This is a genomic window from Cognatiyoonia sp., from assembly GCF_965661665.1.
Classification (GTDB): Bacteria; Pseudomonadota; Alphaproteobacteria; order Rhodobacterales; family Rhodobacteraceae; genus Cognatiyoonia.
Map to the genome: position 1 here is coordinate 13566 of NZ_CBFIEO010000005.1, position 20494 is coordinate 34059.

Sequence of the window (20494 nt, forward strand, 5' to 3'; positions counted from 1 at the left end):
TTGATGGCTTTTCAGCACGCCCGCCTTAACATATATGTTGTCCGAAGTTACGTTACGTGACTCATGGCAAAGATAATAATGGGCAAGGGACCAAGGCGGATCATGGGCAACAAATCTACGCGCGACAGCGACGTCAGCTTTATTCAGGCACTAGCAGAAGTATTGCGCGACCACGACCTTACCGAAGTGCAGGTAAAACGCGAATATGGTGAGGCGGACAGCCTCAACGTCCGTGTCAGCCGCCAGCAGCAGCAAACCATCGTTCAAGCGGCCGCACCTGCTGCCGCAGCCGCCCCTGTTGCGGCCCCATCAGCAGAGGCAGCGCCCGCAGCCAGCGGATCGGATGACCCTGCATCACATCCTGGTGCAGTGACATCCCCAATGGTAGGTACGGTCTATATGGCGCCAGAACCGGGCGCTTCCGCATTCATCTCCGTCGGTCGCGAGATCAAAGAAGGTGAGACGCTTCTTATCATCGAAGCGATGAAAACCATGAACCATATCCCTGCCCCACGCTCCGGCACGATCAAGCGGATTTTAGTTGAAGACGCCTCCCCCGTTGAGTTTGGCGCGCCTCTAGTCATCATCGAATAGGACCGGCGATGTTTGACAAAATCCTGATTGCTAACCGAGGCGAGATTGCGCTTCGCGTTGTCCGCGCATGTCGCGAAATGGGCATCCAATCTGTGGCTGTGCATTCAACCGCTGACACTGACGCAATGCATGTCCGCATGGCGGATGAGGCGATTTGCATCGGTCCGCCCTCATCCGCCGAAAGTTATTTGTCCTTTCCCGCGATTATTTCCGCCTGTGAGGTTACGGGCGCGCAAGCGATCCATCCCGGCTATGGCTTTCTGTCTGAGAATGCGAACTTCGTTCAAGTCGTCGAAGATCATGACCTAACCTTCATCGGACCGACCGCTGAACACATCCGCGTCATGGGCGACAAGATCACGGCCAAGGACACCATGAAACAGCTTGGCGTGCCCTGCGTTCCAGGCTCCGACGGTGGTGTTGACACGTTGGATGATGCGAAGCGCATCGGTGAAGAAATTGGCTACCCCGTCATCATCAAAGCGACCGCTGGTGGTGGTGGCCGCGGGATGAAAGTGGCCCAGACGGCTGCGGATATGGAGCAAGCATTTCATTCCGCCCGTGCAGAAGGCAAAGCCGCCTTCGGCAACGATGAAGTTTACATCGAAAAATACCTGACCACACCGCGCCACATCGAGATTCAGGTCTTCGGCGACGGCAAAGGCAATGCGGTCCATTTGGGTGAGCGGGATTGTTCGCTTCAACGTCGCCACCAGAAGGTGTTTGAAGAGGCTCCCGGCCCCTGCATCACACCCGAACTGCGCGCCAAGATCGGCAAGGTCTGCGCCGATGCCGTGGCCAAAATCAATTACATCGGTGCGGGCACCATCGAATTTCTTTTTGAAAACGATGAGTTTTATTTCATCGAAATGAACACCCGTCTTCAGGTGGAACATCCTGTGACTGAGAGCATTTTCGGTGTTGATCTGGTGCGCGAACAAATCCGCGTCGCCGCTGGCATGCCGATGTCGTTCACTCAGGACGATTTGGACATCAACGGTCATTCGATTGAAGTGCGCATTAACGCAGAACGCCTGCCGAATTTCGCCCCATGCCCAGGCACGATCAGCCAATACCACGCACCCGGTGGCTTGGGCGTTCGGATGGATTCCGCGCTTTATGACGGCTACCGCATACCCCCCTATTACGACAGTTTGATCGGCAAGCTGATCGTGCACGGTCGCGACCGGCCAGAGGCTTTGGCCCGTTTGGCGCGCGCTTTGGGTGAGCTGATCGTGGACGGTATTGATACGACCGTGCCCCTTTTCCACGCGCTTTTGCAGGAAGAGGCAGTGCTGACCGGCGATTACAACATTCATTGGTTGGAGCAATGGCTTGAAACCAACATGAACGATGCGGGATGACGCGCCGCCGGTAACGCCTGAACTGCTACTGCATGCCTATCGCATGGGCGTGTTTCCCATGTCCGAAGGACGCGACGACCTAGAGCTTTTCTGGGTCGATCCGCAAATGCGCGGGATCATTCCACTCAACGCCTTTCACATATCAAGAACGCTGGCGAAATCCCTGAAACGGGGGGATTTTCAGGCAACGGTAGACACCGCTTTCGAACAGGTTTTGGAAGGTTGCGCCGCGCGCAATGAGACGTGGATCAACGATAAAATCTTCCAACTCTACATGGACCTGCATGAGGGCGGTCACGCCCATTCGGTCGAGGTTTGGCAGGACGGTGCATTGGCTGGTGGGGTTTACGGCGTTGCGATCGGTGGGGCATTCTTTGGCGAAAGCATGTTTTCGAACCGCACCAACGGGTCAAAGGCAGCATTGGCCTTCCTCGTCGACCGCCTGAAAACCCAAGGGTTCACCCTTTTCGACACGCAATTCATCACCGAGCACCTCCGCAGCATGGGCGCGGTGGAAATCCCGCGCACGGCCTATCACGCGCGGCTTGCTAAGGCTGTGTTACATGATGTTCAGTTTGGGCAAAGCAGGCCAATGGCAACAGGTCAGGACGTGCTACAGCGCAGGGCCCAAACATCATAACGCGGATGATCCATGGCGTGCAGGGCCGGAGCGGACGCAATCAGCCACCCTGCGAATGCGGGGGAGATGTTATCGCTGTAAAATACCGTCACCTGAGCGTAGGCATCGCCCGTCGGGTTCACGCGCGGCACGCGGCAATCATCCAAAGTGATTTTTAGGCGTCCGACCTCTGCACTTTCGTTAACCGCCAAATCCAGATCGCTCACTTCGCCGGTGACTTTGTCGAGCACCCGCAGCGTCCCGCCGGTGCCATCCAACGCCTCTTGCGCCGACACAGCGGACGCAACGGCGGCAATAACGAAAGCAAGAACGCCCCTCACCTGTCACCCTCACCTGACACGAATTTCAAAAGGAGGGAGATCAGGCTCACCGCCCCTTGCGTGTCCAGAATTTCATCTCCCGGCGCGTAGACATCAAATGATCCACCCGGAACAATCTCAACAAAATTCCCGCCCAGGATACCCTCTGACGCAACCACGGCCGAACTATCGTTGGGGATTTCCGCACCGCGCGAGATGGTAAGCGTCGCATCCCCACGAAACGTTTCAGAATTCAAACTGATGTCGCTGACATTGCCAATTTTGACACCGGCCAAGCGCACCTCTGTCCCGACATCGATCCCTTCGATGGAGCGGAAGCTGGCCGATAGATCGTAGCTACGACTGCCCGCGCCAAACCCAGTGAGTTGCAAGGTATAGATGACAAAGCCAACCGCCGCGGCCAGTACAATGGCCCCAGTGGCCACTTCTGCGCCGTTCTCACGCATTATTCTGGCGACCAAGCCTCATAATCGGAGCGCTCAACAGGGTCTGCTTTGCGCAGCGAACCTGCTGGCACATAGGCGGCCAGCGTGCCAGTCAGGTTTTCCTGATGTGGCTTTTCCCAAGTTTTGTGGGCCAAAGGACGATCCGTTGGCGGTTCGTCCCACGTATGGTGCAGCCAACCGTGCCATTCTGGGCTTACCCGCGACGCTTCCATATCACCGTTGTAGATGACCCAGCGACGGCTGTCGTCATCGTTGCGGTAGAAGATGTTGCCAGCTTCATCCTCGCCAACGCGGACACCCTTGCGCCATGTCCAAAGCTGGGTGCCAAATGTCTGGCCGTCCCACCATGTAAAGATGCGTTTGATAAACTGAAACATGTCGCGCGCCTTAGGTTTTGCTCAGGTCTCTTTTGCAGGAATCATAGCGAAAGGTCCAGTGCCACAAAAGCCATCCAAAGGGCATTGCAGCACTACGCCGATCAGCTACCAATCTTGGCCGTTACCTCAATTTCGATCTTCATATCAGGGCTTTGCAAGTCCGCGCAAATCATGGTTGCCGCTGGCCGCGCGTTGGCAAAGGCTTTCGAAGTGATGGGCCAGCATTTCGGCCATTCCGCCTTGTCTGGAATGATGTAAGTCACGCGCACCACGTCATCGAGTCTGCTGCCCGCCTCCCACAGCGCCTTTGCAATGGTTTTGAACGTGTTCTCGCACTGCTCTTCGATGCTCTCAGGCATTATCATGGTGTCATAGTTGTAGCCGGTTGTTCCCGCCACAAACACCCAGCCATCAACCACCACAGCACGACTGTAGCCAATGTCCCGTTCAAAGGGCGATCCTGTTGTGATGTGTTTGCGGGTCATGAGCCGTCCTCATAAAACGTGAGCTTATTGGAAAGGGGTAAGTCAGGGTCAGGTCCTTTCCCCCCCAAGATTGTTCCTGCGGCGGACCTGGGGTCAAGTTCTTGAACGGTCTGCTCATCAGGTCCTTATAAAACCCATGAATGTCCGTCACTGCGACGGGGACCCTCGTTCCGAGTGTCGTGTCGCCATAATGCTCAGAAAGGTGCAGTTCGACACCATCTTTCACCAGCCCCAAGTAAAGCGATATGTCAGGCCCAAAGCGATGTTCAAACTGCAAGCAATAGACGCAGAACAACCGCGCATGCTCTTAATCGAACATCCGCAGGATCGGCGTCGCTTTTTGGAGGGGCATTAGCTTGCCGTGGCGCTTTCTTTGGCCTTGCTGTCGTCGTGGATCATCAGCGGTGCGGCATCAGATATGACCGCCTCTTCGTTCACGACAACCTCTGACACGCTTTCCATGCCGGGAAGATCGAACATCGTGTTGAGCAAGATATCCTCAAGGATCGACCGGAGGCCACGTGCACCTGTCTTCCGCTCAATCGCACGTTTGGCAATCGCAGAGAGCGCATCATCGGTGAAGGTCAGCTTGGTCTCTTCCAGCTCGAACAGGCGTTGGTACTGCTTGACCAGCGCATTCTTCGGCTGTGTCAGGATCGTCACAAGCGCGTCTTCGTCCAAGTCAGTCAGCGTCGCGATCACAGGCAAACGACCCACGAATTCAGGGATCAGGCCAAACTTCAACAAATCTTCCGGCTCAAGATCGGTAAAAATTTCACCAATGCCACGGTCATCTTCCTCGCGGACATCAGCGCCAAAGCCCATGGCAGAGCCTTTGCCGCGTTGACCAATGATCTTGTCCAGACCCGCAAACGCGCCACCGCAGATAAACAGAATGTTCGTCGTGTCGACTTGCAGGAATTCCTGCTGCGGATGCTTGCGTCCGCCCTGCGGCGGGACGGAGGCAACTGTGCCCTCCATGATCTTCAGCAAAGCCTGCTGCACACCCTCACCCGACACGTCACGCGTGATGGAGGGGTTGTCAGACTTGCGTGTGATCTTATCAACCTCGTCGATATAAACGATGCCTCTCTGCGCGCGTTCAACATTGTATTCAGAGGCTTGAAGCAGCTTCAGGATGATATTCTCAACATCCTCGCCCACATATCCCGCTTCGGTCAGCGTGGTCGCATCGGCCATCGTGAACGGCACATCCAGAATACGGGCAAGTGTTTGGGCAAGAAGCGTCTTACCGCAACCTGTCGGGCCAATCAGCATGATGTTGGACTTTGCCAACTCAATATCGGACTTCTCAGAATGGTTCAGGCGTTTGTAGTGGTTGTGCACTGCAACGGACAGCACGCGCTTAGCATGTTCTTGACCGATCACATAGTCGTCCAGCACACCGCAGATTTCCAGTGGCGTTGGAACCCCTTCGCCTGCTTTCAGGCCGGCGGTCTTCGTCTCCTCACGGATTATATCCATGCAAAGTTCGACACATTCATCACAAATGAAAACAGTCGGGCCAGCGATCAGCTTTCGCACTTCGTGCTGACTTTTCCCGCAGAAACTGCAATAAAGTGTGTTCTTGCTATCGGTACCCGATGTGTTTGCCATGCTTTATTCCCTGGCGCTCGCCTCTAGTAACCACAGGACTGCCCTATTTCTTGTTCTAGGGCAGCCCGTGGGGGTCTACAACGTCAAAATGACCAGTTTATGGTCACTTTGCGTTACTCGTCAGTTTTGGCACGGTTTTCGACGATTTCGTCGATGTGTCCCCATGCTTTCGCTTCTTCCGGTGTCATCCACTTATCGCGGTCGAGTGCTTTTTCGACCTCTTTCTTCGTCTGACCGGTGTGTTTCATGTACAACTTGTACATCCGTTCGCGGGTTTGTTCGATGTGGTTGGCGCGGATCAGGATATCAGATGCCATACCCTGTGCGCCGCCGGACGGCTGGTGCACCATCACTTCTGAGTTCGGCAGGGCAAAGCGCATTCCACGCTCACCGCCAACCGCGATGACAGACCCCATAGAAGCCGCCATGCCACAAATCAGGGTGGACACCTTCGGGCGGATATACTGCATCGTGTCATAGATGCTCATCCCAGAATGCACAGCCCCACCGGGGCTGTTGATGTACATGCTGATCTCTTTCTTCGGGTTTTCCGCTTCAAGGTGCAAAAGCTGGGCAACAACCAACTGAGACATGCCATCATGGATGGGACCGTTCACAAACACGATCCGCTCTTTCAGCAGGCGGGAGAAAATATCATAGGCTCGCTCACCACGTGCGGTCTGCTCAACCACCATGGGGACCAAGTTCATATATGTTTCGACGGGATCTTGCATGTAGAGTGCCTCAATTGGGGGACGTTGACGTCCATACAGGTGTTTTCCTGGTAGAGTCTTAGTAGTGACCCGCAGGGGCTTCAAGGGCAGCAGGCGACAGCAGATCGCGGCATTCCGTGACGACCCTTGCCAGAAGAGCGGTGAGCTTTACCTCGCTATGATGACCAGTTTCCAACCCTCTCGTGCGGCGGCGTTAGACCGTCTTAACGAATTTCTTCCCCATGCTGGACGCGATTATTCGCGGCTGCGGAACTTTGACATCGCAGGTCATCCGCATGTGTCGCGCCTGTCGCCCTACATCAGCCACCGTGTTTTGACAGAAGAGGAAGTCCTCACCAAAACGCTTGAGCACCATTCCCCCAGTGCTGCGGAAAAGTTCATTCAAGAGGTTTGCTGGCGTACCTATTGGAAAGGCGTGCTGGAGCGGCGCCCAGCGCTGTGGGACAGCTACAAAGCGGAGCTGAACGCCGCGCTCAACCGCGTGCAGACCGAAGCCGGTTTGCGCGGTGATTGGGAAGCAGCCTGCAAGGGTGAGACGGGTATCGACGCCTTTGATCATTGGGCGAAAGAACTGGCGAGCACGGGGTATCTGCACAACCATTCACGGATGTGGTTTGCCTCCATCTGGATCTTCACGTTGCGCCTGCCATGGGCGTTGGGTGCAGATTTCTTCCTGCGACACCTTTTGGATGGCGATGCGGCGCCCAACACGCTGTCTTGGCGTTGGGTAGCTGGACTACAGACGGTAGGAAAAACCTACCTCGCCCGTCCAGATAACATTGCAAAATATACCGAAGGGCGGTTCCACCCCACCGACCTCGCCCCATTTGCCGCCCCCTTAGACGGTCCGCCCTTGCCAGAATTGGGGCCTGTGCCGGGCGGACTGAGTGCGCCACCCAGTGACGCCTCAGCAATTCTTCTGACCGAAGACGATCTGTCGACAGACTGGCTCCCCAACCGCACAATGCCCATCGGTGTCTTCTGGGTTCGGTCGCCGGATGCACCCTTGGCGCCAAGCGATATCCGCCAGTCCTTTGTCGAGGGCCTTGCAAAGGACACGGCAGAACACCTGAGAGCGAGTGGGCATGATGTCGTGGTTCTGGACTCGATCGAAAATTTGAAGGACTGGGCAGCGTCCTTGGGAAAAGGTCTAATTTACCCGCCTTATCAACCGGTTGGACGCACTAAAGACGCCTTGTCAGCCGCGAACTTTGCAATGAACGAGGTGCTCAGACCTTATGATGCCAAGGCATGGTCTGCCGCGACAGGTGGGTTCTTCAAATTCAAATCGGTCATCCCAAAACTGCTGCAAGGTCTTAAGCAGCCGCAGTTGATCTAGGCTGTTTTGACCGGATGCACCTGCTGGCCGTCGCGCCAGGCGCCCACCGCTTGACCAAAGGCTTCAAAGAGCGGGCGTGACACAGGGTCAATCCCCGCTTGCCATTCAGGGTGCCACTGAACACCCAGCACAAAACCGGGGGCACCAGCGACATAGATCGCCTCCGGCGTTCCGTCGGGCGCGTGTCCATCGACAACAATCCGCTCGCCAGCGACCTTGATGCCCTGCCCATGCAGTGAATTGGTCAACACCTCGCGCTTTCCAAACACGCGATGGAACGGCCCGCCATCGGACACGGTCACAATGTGGCGCATTGCAAATTTCTCTTCCATCGTCCCATCAGGCGGCATGCGGTGATTGTCTCGCCCTGGCAAATCCCTGATTTCGGGATAGAGCGAGCCACCCATAGCCACGTTCAACTCCTGAAACCCGCGACAAATGGCGAGGATCGGCAGACCTGCGGCCACACACGCGCGGATCAGCCGCAACGTTATCGCATCACGGGCCTGATCGAAGGCGCCATGCGCTTCAGTTTCCGCTTCACCATACTCAGAGGGATGCACATTTGGACGGCCACCGGTGAAGACAAAGCCATGGCAAACAGCCATCAACTCGCCCACCGACACATATTTCGGATCGCTCGGCACGATGAGGGGCATTGCCCCACAGACCGCCGACACCGCATCAGAATTCATCGTTCCTGCTGCATGGGCCGGATACTCATCATTGAGCAGGCAATGATTTCCGATAATACCAACGATAGGTCGCGTCATGATCCGTCCTTTCCACCGCCAAGATAGGTAAATCTTGCCGAATGAAAAGCGGACTTTGGTGCACAGACCGCCCTTAGTCTGTGCAAAATTCTTTGAACCTAGCTCGCGCCTTCAAGGCCAGCAGCTTCTAGACCTGCCATACCTGCGATCACATCATTGTCTGACGTGTCACCTGTTACACCAACGGCCCCGATGACATTTCCACGCTTGTCATGGACGAGGATACCACCAGGCACAGGCACCACTTGGCCACCATAAACACCGTTCACAGCATTCATAAAGTAAGCCTGCTGCTCTGCCCGCGCCATCTGCGCGCTTCCGGGCATGCCCAGCATGACAGCGCCGTAAGCTTTGCCGTGCGCAATCGCAAAACGGCCTGGTGCCGCGCCATCTTCGCGCTCAAACGCTTTGACGTGACCGCCCGCGTCCAAGATTACAACGGACAAAGGCTTCAGACTCATTTCTTTGCCTTTTTTCAACGTCTTACGAATGATTATTCGCGCGCGGTTTGATGAAATCTCTGCCATTTTGACGATCCTTAATGATTGCGTTGTGCTTTGAGTTCGAGGCGACGACGGTGCAGCACCGGCTCAGTATATCCAGACGGCTGTTCACGCCCCTTGAAGACCAGATCACAGGCCGCTTGGAAGGCGATGCCAGAGAATTCAGGCGCCATCGGACGGTACGACGGGTCATCCGCATTCTGACGATCAACGACCTCGGCCATTTTGCGCATGATGTCCATCACTTGGCCTTCTTCCACAACGTCATGATGCAGCCAGTTCGCAATGGCTTGGCTGGAAATCCGGCAGGTCGCACGGTCTTCCATCAGACCAACATCATCGAGGTCGGGCACTTTCGAACATCCAACACCCTGATCGACCCAACGAACCACATAGCCCAAGATACCCTGGGCGTTGTTTTCTACCTCCCGCTCAATCTGAGCAGCAGTCCAGCGCTGGAACGTTGCCAGCGGAATATCGAGGATGGAGGAGACATAAGCGCGGCGACCACCCGCACGCAGTTTCGCCTGAACCGCCATCACATCGACCGCATGGTAGTGCAGCGCATGCAGCGTCGCGGCGGTCGGGCTTGGCACCCAAGCACAGTTCGCGCCAGATTTTGGATGCCCGATCTTTTGCTCAAGCATCGCGGCCATCATGTCGGGCATCGCCCACATGCCTTTGCCGATCTGCGCCTTGCCAGAAAACCCACATTCCAAACCAATGTCGACGTTTTGGTCTTCATAGGCCCCAATCCACGCCTTCCGCTTGATGAAGTCTTTCCGACTGAACGGACCCGCCTCCATCGATGTGTGAATCTCGTCGCCTGTTCGATCTAAAAAGCCTGTGTTGATGAAGGCGACCCGATGTTTCGCGGCGCGAATACACTCTTTCAGGTTCACCGTCGTTCGGCGTTCTTCATCCATAATACCGATTTTGACGGTGTGGCGCGGCAAGCCCAGCGCGTCCTCCACATGATCGAAAATCTCATTCGTGTAGGCGACCTCAGCAGGCCCGTGCATCTTCGGTTTCACGATGTAGACGGAGCCGTGGACGGAGTTGCCGCTGTCGCGCTTCAAGTCATGCATCGCGATCAGCGTGGTCATCATCGCATCAATTAGACCTTCAAACGCCTCTTCGCCATCGCTGGTCAGGATGGAAGGATTGGTCATCAGGTGGCCCACATTCCGAACCCAGAGCAAAGCGCGACCTTTCATCGTCGCGTCGTCGCCTGCGGGCGTTTTATAGCTGAGATCGTCCGCCAGACGACGGGTCATCGATTGCCCACCCTTCTCAAAGGTGCTTTCCAAATTGCCCTGCATCAGTCCCAGCCAGTTGTTGTAGGCCAAAACCTTGTCCTCAGCATCCACACAGGCGACCGAATCCTCGCAGTCCATGATGGCGGACACAGCACTCTCCAGACGCACATCCGCCAGCAACGCCTGATCGCGGCTGCCAATCGGGTGCGCGCGGTCGAAAATCAGCTGCACGTGCAAGCCATTGTTGCGTAACAGGATCATATCGGGGGCTTTGGGATTGCCGGTGTAGCCGATGAATTTCTCTGGGGATTTCAGCGGCTGATCGTCAATCAGCAGCGCCCCTTTTTCGATGTGATAGCGCCGCACATCTGCGTGGCTGGTCCCCTCAATCGGGAACGCACTGTCCAAGAACACCCTTGCCCGCGCAACAACGCGGCTCCCGTGGCCGCGATCATAGCCGCCTTTGGGCGCAGTCACCCTCATAGCGTCTGTGCCGTAGAGCGCATCATAGAGGCTGCCCCAACGCGCATTCGCCGCATTCAGTGCAAACCGCGCATTCGTGATCGGCACCACAAGCTGCGGACCGGGGACCAAGGCGATTTCTGGATCGACATTCTGCGTCTCGATCTCGAAATCATCTCCTTCCGGCAGAAGGTATCCAATCTCTTCAAGGAATGACTGATAGGCATCCCGATCATGGGGGCCATCGCGGTGCGCAATATGCCAATCATCCAGCTTTTTCTGAATGTTGTCGCGGGTTTTCAAAAGTTTACGGTTCTTGCCCGCGAACCCTTCCAGTAGCGATGACAGACCTGTCCAAAACTGCTCTGGCTCCACGCCTGATCCGGGCAACGCCTGTGTTTCGATGAAGTCCGCAAGGACCTGATCAACGTGCAGTCCATTCTTCTCGATCCGTTGCGCCATCTGACGTCTCCATTTGCCGGTATTACAAATGGGGTAGGCTAGAAGTTTCCGATACGCAACAGCTTTGGTAAATTAATATTACCAATTAACCTGAAATACGCTTCCGCTCGTTCCTACAACGACCAGAACAGTATTTCACATCATCCCAAACTTTGGCCCATTTCTTACGCCACGCGAATGGCTTGCCGCAGGTTTCGCAGGTCTTTTGGGGCAGATCGCCCTTCTTTCTCATCTTGGCCATAGCACGAACCGGAAGTGTCGTCTGACAGGTGATGTGGGTCCATCCCTGAAGATTGCCAGCAAAACCCAGCCGATCAAACACCAAATCTAAGCGGTCGTTAGCGAGTCTTTGTGCTTTCTTTCGCTGACATGGAACCGTTACGTCCCAATGCCCATTAATGAGGTATGAAAGATCGCATCGATCCCCTCATTGCAGAGCGCGCGCCTTGGCTCTATCACACCGCCCCTGGCATTCGGACCTTGCGCGGCGCGCTGCATATTGCCCTTGGCTACTAACGCACTTTGGCGCTCGGCACGGCTCTGAAAGACAAACCTGCTGATGAAATCATGGCGATCATGGGACACATGCTGGCTAAACAGGTTCAGATTCGTGGCCTGCAAAATATCCCGTATGATGGCCCCGCGCTTATCGTCGCCGACCACCCAACAGGTATCGCCGACGGCATCGTCTCCAATTACTTGATCTGCCAGCGCCGGAACGACGCCTATTTCTTTGCAAATAGCGATATTCTGCGCGTTCTGCCGCAACTGTCAGACTGCATCACGCCTTTGGAATGGCGCGTGGATCGCCGTAGTTACACAAAGACCCGTGAAACGATGGAGTGCGTGCGCACGGCGACGGATGCGGGGCGGTTCGGTATTATATTTCCATCGGGTCGGCTGGCCAAGCGGCACGGGCTGAAGCTCTATGAACGGCCGTGGATGGCATCCGCGGCGATGTTTGCCAAAAAAAATTCGAATTGCATGTCATTCTGGTCAACATCCAAGCCCGAAATTCCGCGCTCTTTTATATTTTTGACGCCATCCATCCCACCATGCGGGATGTGACTCTCTTTCATCAGACTCTCAACAAAACAAAGCAGCGATTTGAAATCACAGCTGGCCCGCCCATCGCGGCAGCGACGTTGCCAAAGAAGTCGGATGAGCCGATTGTGATCCTGCGTCAAAAGACGCTCGCTTTGGGCTACATCAAACCATCCAAGCAGTCGCCGAAGATGCTCTTATCGGTGAATACCATTGGCCGCACCGCAATGATGTAGCACCGCCGTCTTGTCACGCTTTTGCGGTTGGCCTAAACCCGTCGCAAACGCACATGATGGTTGGTACTTCCCATGCTTGATCTCACCTACGACGCCCCTGCCCCAAAAGTCATCGCAGGTGCCACCTCTGACTGGGAGTTGGTCATTGGTTTGGAAGTGCACGCCCAAGTTGCAACCGCGGCGAAACTCTTCTCTGGCGCATCAACGCGCTTTGGCGCAGAACCCAACAGCAACGTGGCCTTCGTCGATGCAGGAATGCCGGGCATGTTGCCGGTCATCAATGAAGGCTGTGTTGAGCAAGCCGTCCGCACGGGTCTTGGCCTAAAGGCAGAGATTAACCTGACCAGCGCGTTCGACCGCAAAAACTATTTCTACCCTGACCTGCCGCAGGGCTACCAGATTTCACAGCTCTACCACCCCATCGTGGGCGAGGGCGAAGTACTCGTTGAAATGGGCGACGGCACCGCACGGATCGTTCGGATCGAGCGCATCCACCTTGAGCAGGACGCAGGCAAATCGATCCACGACATGGATCCACATATGTCGTTCGTCGATCTTAACCGGACCGGCGTCGCACTGATGGAGATTGTCTCCCGCCCTGACATTCGCGGGCCGGAAGAAGCCGCCGCTTACGTGGGCAAGCTGCGCCAAATCATGCGGTACCTCGGCACCTGTGACGGCAACATGCAAAACGGCAATTTGCGGGCCGACGTCAACGTCTCCGTCTGCAAACCCGGCGACTACGAGAAGTACCAAGAAACGCAAGATTTCAGCCATCTTGGCACGCGGTGCGAGATCAAGAACATGAACTCCATGCGTTTCATCCAAATGGCGATTGAGGTTGAGGCCCGCCGCCAGATCGCGTTGATCGAAGATGGCAAAGAGGTTGTGCAAGAAACGCGCCTTTATGATCCGGACAAAAACGAAACCCGCTCCATGCGGTCCAAGGAAGAAGCGCATGACTATCGCTACTTCCCCGATCCCGACCTGCTGCCTTTGGAAATTGAGCAGGCTTGGGTCGACGACATCGCAGCCTCCCTGCCCGAACTGCCCGACACCAAGAAGTCACGCTTCATGTCTGACTTCGGGCTGTCCGACTATGACGCGAGCGTCTTGACGGCCGAGGCTGAAAATGCGGCTTACTTTGAAGCCGTCGCAGACGGGCGTGACGGAAAACTGGCGGCAAACTGGGTCATCAACGAACTCTTCGGGCGTTTGAAGAAAGACGACGACAAGGGCATCACAGATAGCCCCGTCGCCGCCGATCAACTTGGCAGTATCATCAACCTGATCAAATCCGGCGACATCTCCGGCAAGATCGCGAAGGACTTGTTTGAGATTGTATACACCGAAGGTGGCGACCCTGCTCAGATCGTTGAAGATCGGGGTATGAAGCAGGTGACCGATACCGGCGCGATTGAAACCGCACTCGATGAGATCATCGCCGGCAACCCCGCGCAGGTCGAGAAAGCCAAAGACAACCCAAAACTCGCAGGTTGGTTTGTAGGTCAAGTCATGAAGGCCACAGGCGGCAAAGCCAACCCCGCCATCGTGAACCAACTAGTTCAGGCGAAACTGGGGCATTAACGGGCGCTGTCGCGACCAACTAAAAGATCTTAAGCTCTTACGCGTTTGGAATACCCCCCCCCTTTTCTTTCAAGTGGGGGATTGGTAGCTGGACCGAATTGAAAACAGGAAATGCATATGCGGTTCGAGTACAAAGTCATTGCTGCCCCAACCAAGGGCATCAAGGCGCGCGGCGTGAAAGGCTCCGCCGCACGATTCGCCTATGGATTGGAGGCTGCAATTAATGAGCTTGCGGCTGACAATTGGATTTACGTCCGCGCGGAAACACTTCCCGCCAAGGAGCGCGAAGGATTGATGAGTAAGACCACGGTTTTCCAAAATGTCTTGGTCTTCAAACGATCTGTCTCAGCGGAAGAACCTGCTCCAGCGCCCGTCGAAGAGATCATTGACGACCTGCACAAAAATTCCGTCAAGGACGATGAGTACTCGGAGGAAAGCAGTCCAGAACAGGACGCTCACGCCTAAACAAGTGAGGCGGACACAGACGACCGCCCCACTTAGTCCGGCACCTGAATATCCAACGCCAAAGCATGAATGCGTCCAATGACGTCCTCACCCAAGGCGGCGTGCACCGCGCGGTGACGCGCCAATCTTGAAAGATCTTTGAAGGCGTCGGATGCGATCACCACATGCCAATGACTTTCACCAGAACCATCATCACCCGCATGCCCAGCATGTTGGTGGCTCTCATTTATAACGTTCAGAACGCTCGGCGCGAAACTTTCTTGCAACCGACTTCTTATTTCCGCTTCCAGACACATTATTTTGCAGCAGCCTCTTCAAACTCTCAGTGGAAGCTTTATTCTCTGCTCTCCGAGTCGGAAAGGAAACAGGTGCCATGGACAAAAAAGATCCATTTGGTTTCGATATGTCAGTCTCGAGTTCTAAGAAAAAGAACCCTCGGAGCCGTCGCGGCATGTCTGGCGCATCGGAAACATCAAAGCGCACATGTGACCATGAGGGATGCACGGAGCCTGGCCAATACCGCGCCCCGAAATCACCTGACATCCTCGATGACTTTTTCTGGTTCTGCAAAGAACACGTCCGCGAATATAATCTGAAATGGAATTTCTTCGACACAACCTCCGAAGCTGAAGCCCTGGCGCAGATGGAGCGGGACAAAACTTGGGAACGCCCCACCAAGCCGTTCAAACGCTCTGTGGAAGAAGCCGCTTGGGCCCGCCTTGGCATTGACGACGCGCATGAGGTTTTGGGTGGCAACGCGACACGGAACCCTGGAAAGAATGGCGGGGGTCATCGACGCCTGCCGCCGACCGAACGGCGCGCAATGGATATTCTGGAGGCGAAAGACGACTGGTCGAAACCTCAAATCCGGAAAGCTTATAAGTCACTCATCAAAGTGCTTCACCCTGATATGAACGGCGGCGACCGGAGCCAAGAGGAACAATTGGCTGAGGTTGTCTGGGCGTGGGATCAGATCAAAGACAGCCGTAATTTCCGCGACGGCGACTGAGATTGAGGCTTCCGCTTCCTGCTGTGCGTAGGGAAACGAAGACTTAAAAATAGTGTCTCGTTCCCGCAGATAGGCCCCCCGTGCAACATGAGCGAGGATCAAATTGAGCAACCAGAAGCCCGCTATCAGTGGGTAGGCAATAAAGGTTCCGGCCAGCGCTAGCGGACCAAACATTGTCTCAAAAAAAGGCAGTGCGAGCGTTCCGCCCGCGACGGAATTGATCATCATCACAGAAATCCCACCCAACAGAAAGCGGACCCACCCTTTGGCTCCCGATTACCCAAAGTAACGCCTGTTCACAAAGAGCCCTAACAGACCACCGGACATGCCCGCCAAAAATGTTCATAATTCATAGCAGGATGGTATTTGGTACAATATCCCGCCTGTGGCGAGGCGTTCAGAAGCTGCAAATCCAACGAAACCCGACACGAAGACAAAAACAAAATAGCTGACGTAAACTGTATGTTCACCTTCCGACAGACTGAAACGATCCAAACTGGCTAGGAACTACTGCCCGTACCTTCCACGAGGCGAGTTACGCTGAAAATGTGGCGAATCTTGGCAATTTGAGCCGATCTGGGGGCCTAATCAGGAAACAGTCTATGCCGCCTGAAAGATCAATGAAACGCCGTTCAGACAGTGCCGCTTTCCGGTTGGTTGTGGGCAGTCGTCGAGGATATGGCCAAGATGTCTGCCACAACGACGGCAATGTACTTCTGTCCGAACGGAGAAGAGCTTGCGATTGGGCTCTATGCGCACCGCATCTGGAAGGGCCTAATAAAAGCTCGGCCACCCTGTGCCGCTGTCATACTTCGCCTCAGACGAATAAAGCGGCAATTGGCATCCAAGGCAGATGTAGCTGCCCGCGGCATAATTCTTATCTAGCGGGCTGGTGAACGCACGTTCCGTGCCTTCTTCGCGCATCACGCGGTACTGAATGTCCGTCAGCATCGCGCGCCATTCTGCATCGGTTCGGGTCACTTCAAACTGTCCTTCGGCAACACCAAACGCGGGCAAAGCGGTTGCGCCCAGCGAAAGGGCAGAAAACTGTCGTCTGTTCATGGCCGTCTACTTTGAAGCTGGCTTTGCATACAGCGTCTGCAAGCGACCTAAGAGGATAAAAACGGGATTGCACGTCGATGTGATAACCTCGTGAAGTCACGGCTTGGGAGAACAAATTCTCTGTTGCGCGTCGATGCGTTAATTCCGCCCCTTCCCCTTGCCCCCCTTCGCGTTATGTAGCATTGCGTGAACAATAGCTCACTGCGCAGTTTCGAAAGGCAAAACAGATGGCCGATGGCATGATCGACATGGATACAAAACCAACCGAGGAAATCTCGGTCCGTGAGGTCTTCGGTATCGACAGCGATATGAAGGTGAAGGGGTTCGCCCAAGCCTCTGGTCGCGTGCCTGAAATTGACAGCACTTACAAATTTGACCCTGACACGACTTTGGCGATCCTCGCAGGTTTTGGCTATAATCGCCGCGTGATGATCCAAGGGTATCACGGCACCGGTAAGTCGACCCATATCGAACAGGTCGCCGCGCGTTTGAACTGGCCGACGGTGCGCGTAAACCTCGACAGCCACATCAGCCGAATCGACCTGATCGGTAAGGATGCGATCAAACTCCGAGATGGCGTGCAGGTGACGGAATTCCACGAAGGCATCCTGCCGTGGGCCCTACGCAATCCTGTTGCGATCGTGTTCGACGAATATGATGCAGGTCGCGCCGACGTGATGTTCGTGATCCAGCGCGTGTTGGAGCATGACGGCAAGCTCACGCTGATGGATCAAAACGAAATTATCACGCCGAACCCCTATTTCCGTCTTTTTGCAACGGCCAACACGGTTGGTCTGGGTGACACAACCGGCCTTTATCACGGCACGCAGCAGATCAACCAAGCGCAAATGGACCGTTGGTCGCTGGTTGCGACGTTGAACTATCTGTCGCACGACGCCGAAGTGATGATCGTCTTGGCAAAATCACCGCATTTCAACACTGGAACAGGCCGCAAAACCGTCAGCCAGATGGTGACAGTGGCGGATCTGACGCGCACAGCATTCATGAACGGCGATTTGTCGACGGTGATGTCGCCACGAACTGTCATCGCATGGGCTGAAAACACCCGCATCTTCCAAGATGTCGGCTACGCCTTCCGGCTGTCGTTCCTCAATAAATGTGATGAGCTTGAGCGTCAGACGGTCGCCGAATTCTACCAGCGCTGTTTTGACGAAGAACTCCCCGAAAGTGCTGCAAGTCTAAGCCTCGGCTAAATACCTCTGAAACGACGGTCACTTTGCCCCCGCTCCTGTCCATCGGAAACGGACAGTCTCTGTTTGGTTCCTGTGACCGACAGGTAACGCATGCCGCAATTTTCAGAATGATTACTAGATAAGCGAAATATTTACGCCCATGATCTACATATGGGCGGTATGAAAACAATTGTGTTGACCATATGTATCGCGGTATCGGCGGCGATAGCCTCCGCATCTACTGCCAACCTACAACTGCGGAATTTTGCCAACTGCGTCGGCCGCATGACGGCGGAGCTGGAACATGCATGGCTGATGAATGATAGTGACGCAGCACTGTTGGAACAGCAACGATCACAGGTGGCGGAGCTATTGGCGGCGATCATGCCACGAGACTTAGGCCGCACCGTTCTGGGCTGGCGTGTCGATGCACGCGCGGCGCAAAGGGCACTTCTTATGCAGGCCTCATTTGCTTCAGATGCCGATGATGCCGAATGGGCGGCAAGCACCGCGGCGCAATATCGCGCCGACTGCACAGGGTTTTTGCTGAGTTAAGCCGCCACCCCTCTGGTATTTACCCATGTCGAGTTCTAGTTTGTTCCAGACGAAGGACGAACAATGAACAAACCGACCGACAATCCTGCTGATCCATTCAAAAAGGCACTCGCTGAGGCCACGAAAGTCATGGCCGATGACGCAGAATTGGCGGTCAGCTATTCTGTCGATCCTGCAGGTCAGACGTCAGACAGCATTCGTTTGCCACAGGTCAGCCGCCGCATGACGACGGAAGAAGTGCTGTTGGCGCGTGGCACCGCCGATGCCTTCGCCTTGCGACACAAGTTCCATGACGCGCAAACAGCAGCAAAATATATGCCGCAAGGCCAAATGGCTCGCGATCTTTTCGAAGCGATGGAAACCGCGAGGATTGAGGCGGTCGGCGCGCAACATATGCCCGGCACCGCAGGCAACATTGACGCCAAGATCGAAAACGAAGCCATGCGTAAAGGCTACGATCAGGTCAAACAGACCTCTGACGCGCCCTTGGCAACTGCGGCTGGCTATCTGATCCGTCACCTTGCAACGGGTCGTGACCTGCCTGCGGGCGCAGACAACGTCATGAACCTGTGGCGCGGGTTTATTGAGGACAGCTGCGGCGGCACGCTAGAAAACCTCGAAGACACGTTGAACGACCAGCAAGCCTTCGCAAAATTCGCGCGGCAAATCATCTCCGACCTCGGCTATGCCGACCAGTTGGGCGACGATCCAGATAATATGGATGACGACCAACAAGACGAGGCAGAAGAAGGCCAGGACGAAGAGGAACAGCCAGACAGCCAAGGCGAGGATGAAAGCGACGGCGAAGAAGCCGAAGCCAGCCCAGAGCAGAGTCAGGAAGAACAGCAAGACGCCTCCCAAGCGCAAGTCAGCATGGATGACATGGCCGACGCAGAGATGGGCGAAGACACCGAAATGCCCGATGGGGAAGCGCCGCTTGAGCCGCCAACCCCAATGCCTGTGTCTGACGCCGACCCCGATTACCGTGTCTATACAACCGACTACGATGAAGAGGTCGCAGCAGAAGACCTTGCTGAAGCTGCAGAGTTGGAGCGGCTTCGGAATTACCTTGATCAGCAACTCGAGCCACTGAAAGGCGCTGTGAGCCGTTTGGCCAACAAGTTACAACGCCGCCTGCAGGCCAAGCAAAACCGCACTTGGGAGTTCGACCGCGAGGAAGGCATCCTCGACGCGGGCCGTCTGGCGCGGATCGTCGCCTCACCCACGACGCCACTGTCCTTCAAAGTCGAAAAAGACATGGAATTTCGTGACACCGTCGTGACCATGCTGCTCGACAATTCCGGCTCCATGCGCGGACGGCCAATTTCAATCGCTGCAATCTGCGCGGACGTGATGGCACGGACGCTTGAGCGGTGCGACGTGAAGGTGGAAATCCTTGGCTTTACCACTAAAGCGTGGAAAGGCGGGCAAGCGCGGGAGGATTGGCTCAAGAATGGTCGAGAAGCAACTCCCGGACGCCTGAATGACCTACGCCACATAATCTACAAAGCTGCGGATGCGCCTTGGCGTCGGACCCGCCCAAATCTGGGCCTGATGATGAAAGAGGGCCTGCTGAAAGAAAACATCGATGGCGAGGCGTTGGAATGGGCGCATCGCCGGATGATCAATCGACCAGAGCAGCGCAAAGTGCTGATGGTGATCTCTGACGGGGCGCCAGTGGACGACTCAACTTTGTCCGTTAACCCTGCGAATTATCTGGAAAAACACCTTCGCGACGTGATCGCTATGGTAGAGAAGCGCAAAATGGTGGAACTGGTTGCGATTGGGATCGGTCATGATGTCACCCGCTATTATGAACGCGCAGTCACGATCACGGATGTTGAGCAGTTGGCGGGTGCTATGACTGAACAGCTTGCCAGCCTCTTTGACACCGACCCACGCAAACGCGCCCGCGTCTTGGGAATGCGCAAAGCCAGCTAATCCGCCGCGCCAGAAAGAAAGGCCGTC

General features: G+C 55.4%; 24 protein-coding genes and 1 pseudogene. 12 read left to right on the top strand and 13 right to left on the bottom strand.

What is annotated here, in order from left to right:
- Window positions 1-102: 102 nt before the first annotated feature.
- From accB to aat, 3 genes are read left to right on the top strand one after another with little or no spacing between them, the layout of a single operon-like run.
- A complete protein-coding gene (gene accB / locus ACTF5F_RS04350) occupies window positions 103-594 on the top strand; it encodes an acetyl-CoA carboxylase biotin carboxyl carrier protein (RefSeq protein WP_438955659.1) in 492 nt (163 codons plus the stop codon).
- Between the two features lie 8 nt (window positions 595-602).
- Window positions 603-1958, top strand: a complete 1356-nt coding sequence (gene accC, locus ACTF5F_RS04355; RefSeq protein WP_438955660.1) for an acetyl-CoA carboxylase biotin carboxylase subunit — start codon at window positions 603-605, stop codon at window positions 1956-1958.
- Window positions 1948-2598, top strand: coding sequence for a leucyl/phenylalanyl-tRNA--protein transferase (gene aat, locus ACTF5F_RS04360; protein WP_438955661.1), 651 nt, complete (start codon window positions 1948-1950; stop codon window positions 2596-2598). Before accC ends, aat begins: the two co-directional genes overlap by 11 nt.
- On the opposite strand, the gene ACTF5F_RS04365 is transcribed toward aat, so the two are convergent.
- The 7 genes from ACTF5F_RS04365 to ACTF5F_RS04395 all read right to left on the bottom strand — a co-directional run bounded on the left by ACTF5F_RS04365 (window position 2562) and on the right by ACTF5F_RS04395 (window position 6577).
- Entirely contained in the window at window positions 2562-2918 is a 357-nt protein-coding gene (locus tag ACTF5F_RS04365; RefSeq protein ID WP_438955662.1) for a DUF2155 domain-containing protein, read from the bottom strand. The two genes, aat and ACTF5F_RS04365, sit on opposite strands and share 37 nt — an antisense overlap.
- Window positions 2915-3364 (bottom strand): outer membrane lipid asymmetry maintenance protein MlaD, encoded by a 450-nt coding sequence (gene mlaD, locus ACTF5F_RS04370; RefSeq protein WP_438955663.1) that lies wholly within the window; start codon window positions 3362-3364, stop codon window positions 2915-2917. Before mlaD ends, ACTF5F_RS04365 begins: the two co-directional genes overlap by 4 nt.
- Window positions 3364-3741, bottom strand: coding sequence for an NADH:ubiquinone oxidoreductase subunit NDUFA12 (locus ACTF5F_RS04375; RefSeq protein ID WP_438955664.1), 378 nt, complete (start codon window positions 3739-3741; stop codon window positions 3364-3366). Before ACTF5F_RS04375 ends, mlaD begins: the two co-directional genes overlap by 1 nt.
- Before the next feature lie 101 nt (window positions 3742-3842).
- On the bottom strand, window positions 3843-4226 hold the full coding sequence (locus ACTF5F_RS04380) for a RidA family protein (RefSeq protein ID WP_438955665.1): 384 nt from the start codon (window positions 4224-4226) through the stop codon (window positions 3843-3845).
- Window positions 4189-4521 (bottom strand): glyoxalase superfamily protein, encoded by a 333-nt coding sequence (locus tag ACTF5F_RS04385; RefSeq protein ID WP_438955666.1) that lies wholly within the window; start codon window positions 4519-4521, stop codon window positions 4189-4191. Before ACTF5F_RS04385 ends, ACTF5F_RS04380 begins: the two co-directional genes overlap by 38 nt.
- A gap of 56 nt (window positions 4522-4577) precedes the next feature.
- Window positions 4578-5843: an ATP-dependent Clp protease ATP-binding subunit ClpX gene (gene clpX, locus ACTF5F_RS04390; protein ID WP_438955667.1), complete on the bottom strand. Its 1266-nt coding sequence runs from the start codon at window positions 5841-5843 to the stop codon at window positions 4578-4580.
- A gap of 113 nt (window positions 5844-5956) precedes the next feature.
- Complete coding sequence (locus ACTF5F_RS04395; protein WP_438955668.1) at window positions 5957-6577, bottom strand: ATP-dependent Clp protease proteolytic subunit; 621 nt, start codon at window positions 6575-6577, stop codon at window positions 5957-5959.
- Between the two features lie 64 nt (window positions 6578-6641).
- Here ACTF5F_RS04395 and ACTF5F_RS04400 point away from each other — a divergent pair, with 64 nt between their 5' ends.
- Complete coding sequence (locus tag ACTF5F_RS04400) at window positions 6642-7916, top strand: FAD-binding domain-containing protein (RefSeq protein ID WP_438955669.1); 1275 nt, start codon at window positions 6642-6644, stop codon at window positions 7914-7916.
- Here ACTF5F_RS04400 and ACTF5F_RS04405 read toward each other — a convergent pair.
- The 4 genes from ACTF5F_RS04405 to ACTF5F_RS04420 form a co-directional block, all read right to left on the bottom strand.
- Window positions 7913-8689: a gamma-glutamyl-gamma-aminobutyrate hydrolase family protein gene (locus ACTF5F_RS04405; RefSeq protein WP_438955670.1), complete on the bottom strand. Its 777-nt coding sequence runs from the start codon at window positions 8687-8689 to the stop codon at window positions 7913-7915. The genes ACTF5F_RS04400 and ACTF5F_RS04405 overlap by 4 nt on opposite strands.
- Window positions 8690-8787: 98 nt before the next feature.
- The gene (locus tag ACTF5F_RS04410; protein WP_438955671.1) at window positions 8788-9216 is read right to left on the bottom strand and encodes a GlcG/HbpS family heme-binding protein; all 429 of its coding nucleotides are present in this window, start codon (window positions 9214-9216) and stop codon (window positions 8788-8790) included.
- 11 nt (window positions 9217-9227) lie between these two features.
- Window positions 9228-11375 carry a malate synthase G gene (locus ACTF5F_RS04415; RefSeq protein ID WP_438955672.1) on the bottom strand — a complete coding sequence of 716 codons (2148 nt, stop codon included), beginning with the start codon at window positions 11373-11375 and terminating at the stop codon, window positions 9228-9230.
- A gap of 85 nt (window positions 11376-11460) precedes the next feature.
- Entirely contained in the window at window positions 11461-11616 is a 156-nt protein-coding gene (locus ACTF5F_RS04420) for a DUF2256 domain-containing protein (protein ID WP_438955673.1), read from the bottom strand.
- A 281-nt stretch (window positions 11617-11897) separates the two neighbouring features.
- Between ACTF5F_RS04420 and ACTF5F_RS04425 the strand changes: the two genes are divergently transcribed.
- The 4 genes from ACTF5F_RS04425 (at window position 11898) to ACTF5F_RS04440 (ending at window position 14707) form a co-directional block, all read left to right on the top strand.
- On the top strand, window positions 11898-12443 hold the full coding sequence (locus tag ACTF5F_RS04425) for a 1-acyl-sn-glycerol-3-phosphate acyltransferase (RefSeq protein ID WP_438955674.1): 546 nt from the start codon (window positions 11898-11900) through the stop codon (window positions 12441-12443).
- On the top strand, window positions 12431-12655 hold the full coding sequence (locus tag ACTF5F_RS04430) for a hypothetical protein (RefSeq protein WP_438955675.1): 225 nt from the start codon (window positions 12431-12433) through the stop codon (window positions 12653-12655). The genes ACTF5F_RS04425 and ACTF5F_RS04430 overlap by 13 nt, the downstream gene beginning before the upstream one ends.
- A gap of 72 nt (window positions 12656-12727) precedes the next feature.
- The gene (gene gatB, locus ACTF5F_RS04435; RefSeq protein WP_438955676.1) at window positions 12728-14242 is read left to right on the top strand and encodes an Asp-tRNA(Asn)/Glu-tRNA(Gln) amidotransferase subunit GatB; all 1515 of its coding nucleotides are present in this window, start codon (window positions 12728-12730) and stop codon (window positions 14240-14242) included.
- 117 nt (window positions 14243-14359) lie between these two features.
- Complete coding sequence (locus tag ACTF5F_RS04440) at window positions 14360-14707, top strand: DUF4177 domain-containing protein (protein WP_438955677.1); 348 nt, start codon at window positions 14360-14362, stop codon at window positions 14705-14707.
- Window positions 14708-14739: 32 nt separating this feature from the next.
- Here ACTF5F_RS04440 and ACTF5F_RS04445 read toward each other — a convergent pair whose 3' ends face one another.
- On the bottom strand, window positions 14740-15003 hold the full coding sequence (locus tag ACTF5F_RS04445; RefSeq protein WP_438955678.1) for a BolA family protein: 264 nt from the start codon (window positions 15001-15003) through the stop codon (window positions 14740-14742).
- A gap of 77 nt (window positions 15004-15080) precedes the next feature.
- Between ACTF5F_RS04445 and ACTF5F_RS04450 the strand changes: the two genes are divergently transcribed.
- Window positions 15081-15716, top strand: coding sequence for a DnaJ domain-containing protein (locus ACTF5F_RS04450; protein WP_438955679.1), 636 nt, complete (start codon window positions 15081-15083; stop codon window positions 15714-15716).
- Window positions 15717-16316: 600 nt separating this feature from the next.
- Here ACTF5F_RS04450 and msrB read toward each other — a convergent pair.
- Window positions 16317-16778: pseudogene (msrB, locus tag ACTF5F_RS04455) on the bottom strand (peptide-methionine (R)-S-oxide reductase MsrB).
- Between the two features lie 227 nt (window positions 16779-17005).
- Here msrB and cobS point away from each other — a divergent pair.
- The 3 genes from cobS (at window position 17006) to cobT (ending at window position 20467) form a co-directional block, all read left to right on the top strand.
- Window positions 17006-17992 (top strand): cobaltochelatase subunit CobS, encoded by a 987-nt coding sequence (gene cobS / locus ACTF5F_RS04460; protein ID WP_438955680.1) that lies wholly within the window; start codon window positions 17006-17008, stop codon window positions 17990-17992.
- A 159-nt stretch (window positions 17993-18151) separates the two neighbouring features.
- Window positions 18152-18526 carry a hypothetical protein gene (locus ACTF5F_RS04465; protein WP_438955681.1) on the top strand — a complete coding sequence of 125 codons (375 nt, stop codon included), beginning with the start codon at window positions 18152-18154 and terminating at the stop codon, window positions 18524-18526.
- Window positions 18527-18589: 63 nt separating this feature from the next.
- The gene (gene cobT / locus ACTF5F_RS04470) at window positions 18590-20467 is read left to right on the top strand and encodes a cobaltochelatase subunit CobT (RefSeq protein WP_438955682.1); all 1878 of its coding nucleotides are present in this window, start codon (window positions 18590-18592) and stop codon (window positions 20465-20467) included.
- The last annotated feature ends 27 nt before the right edge of the window (window positions 20468-20494 follow it).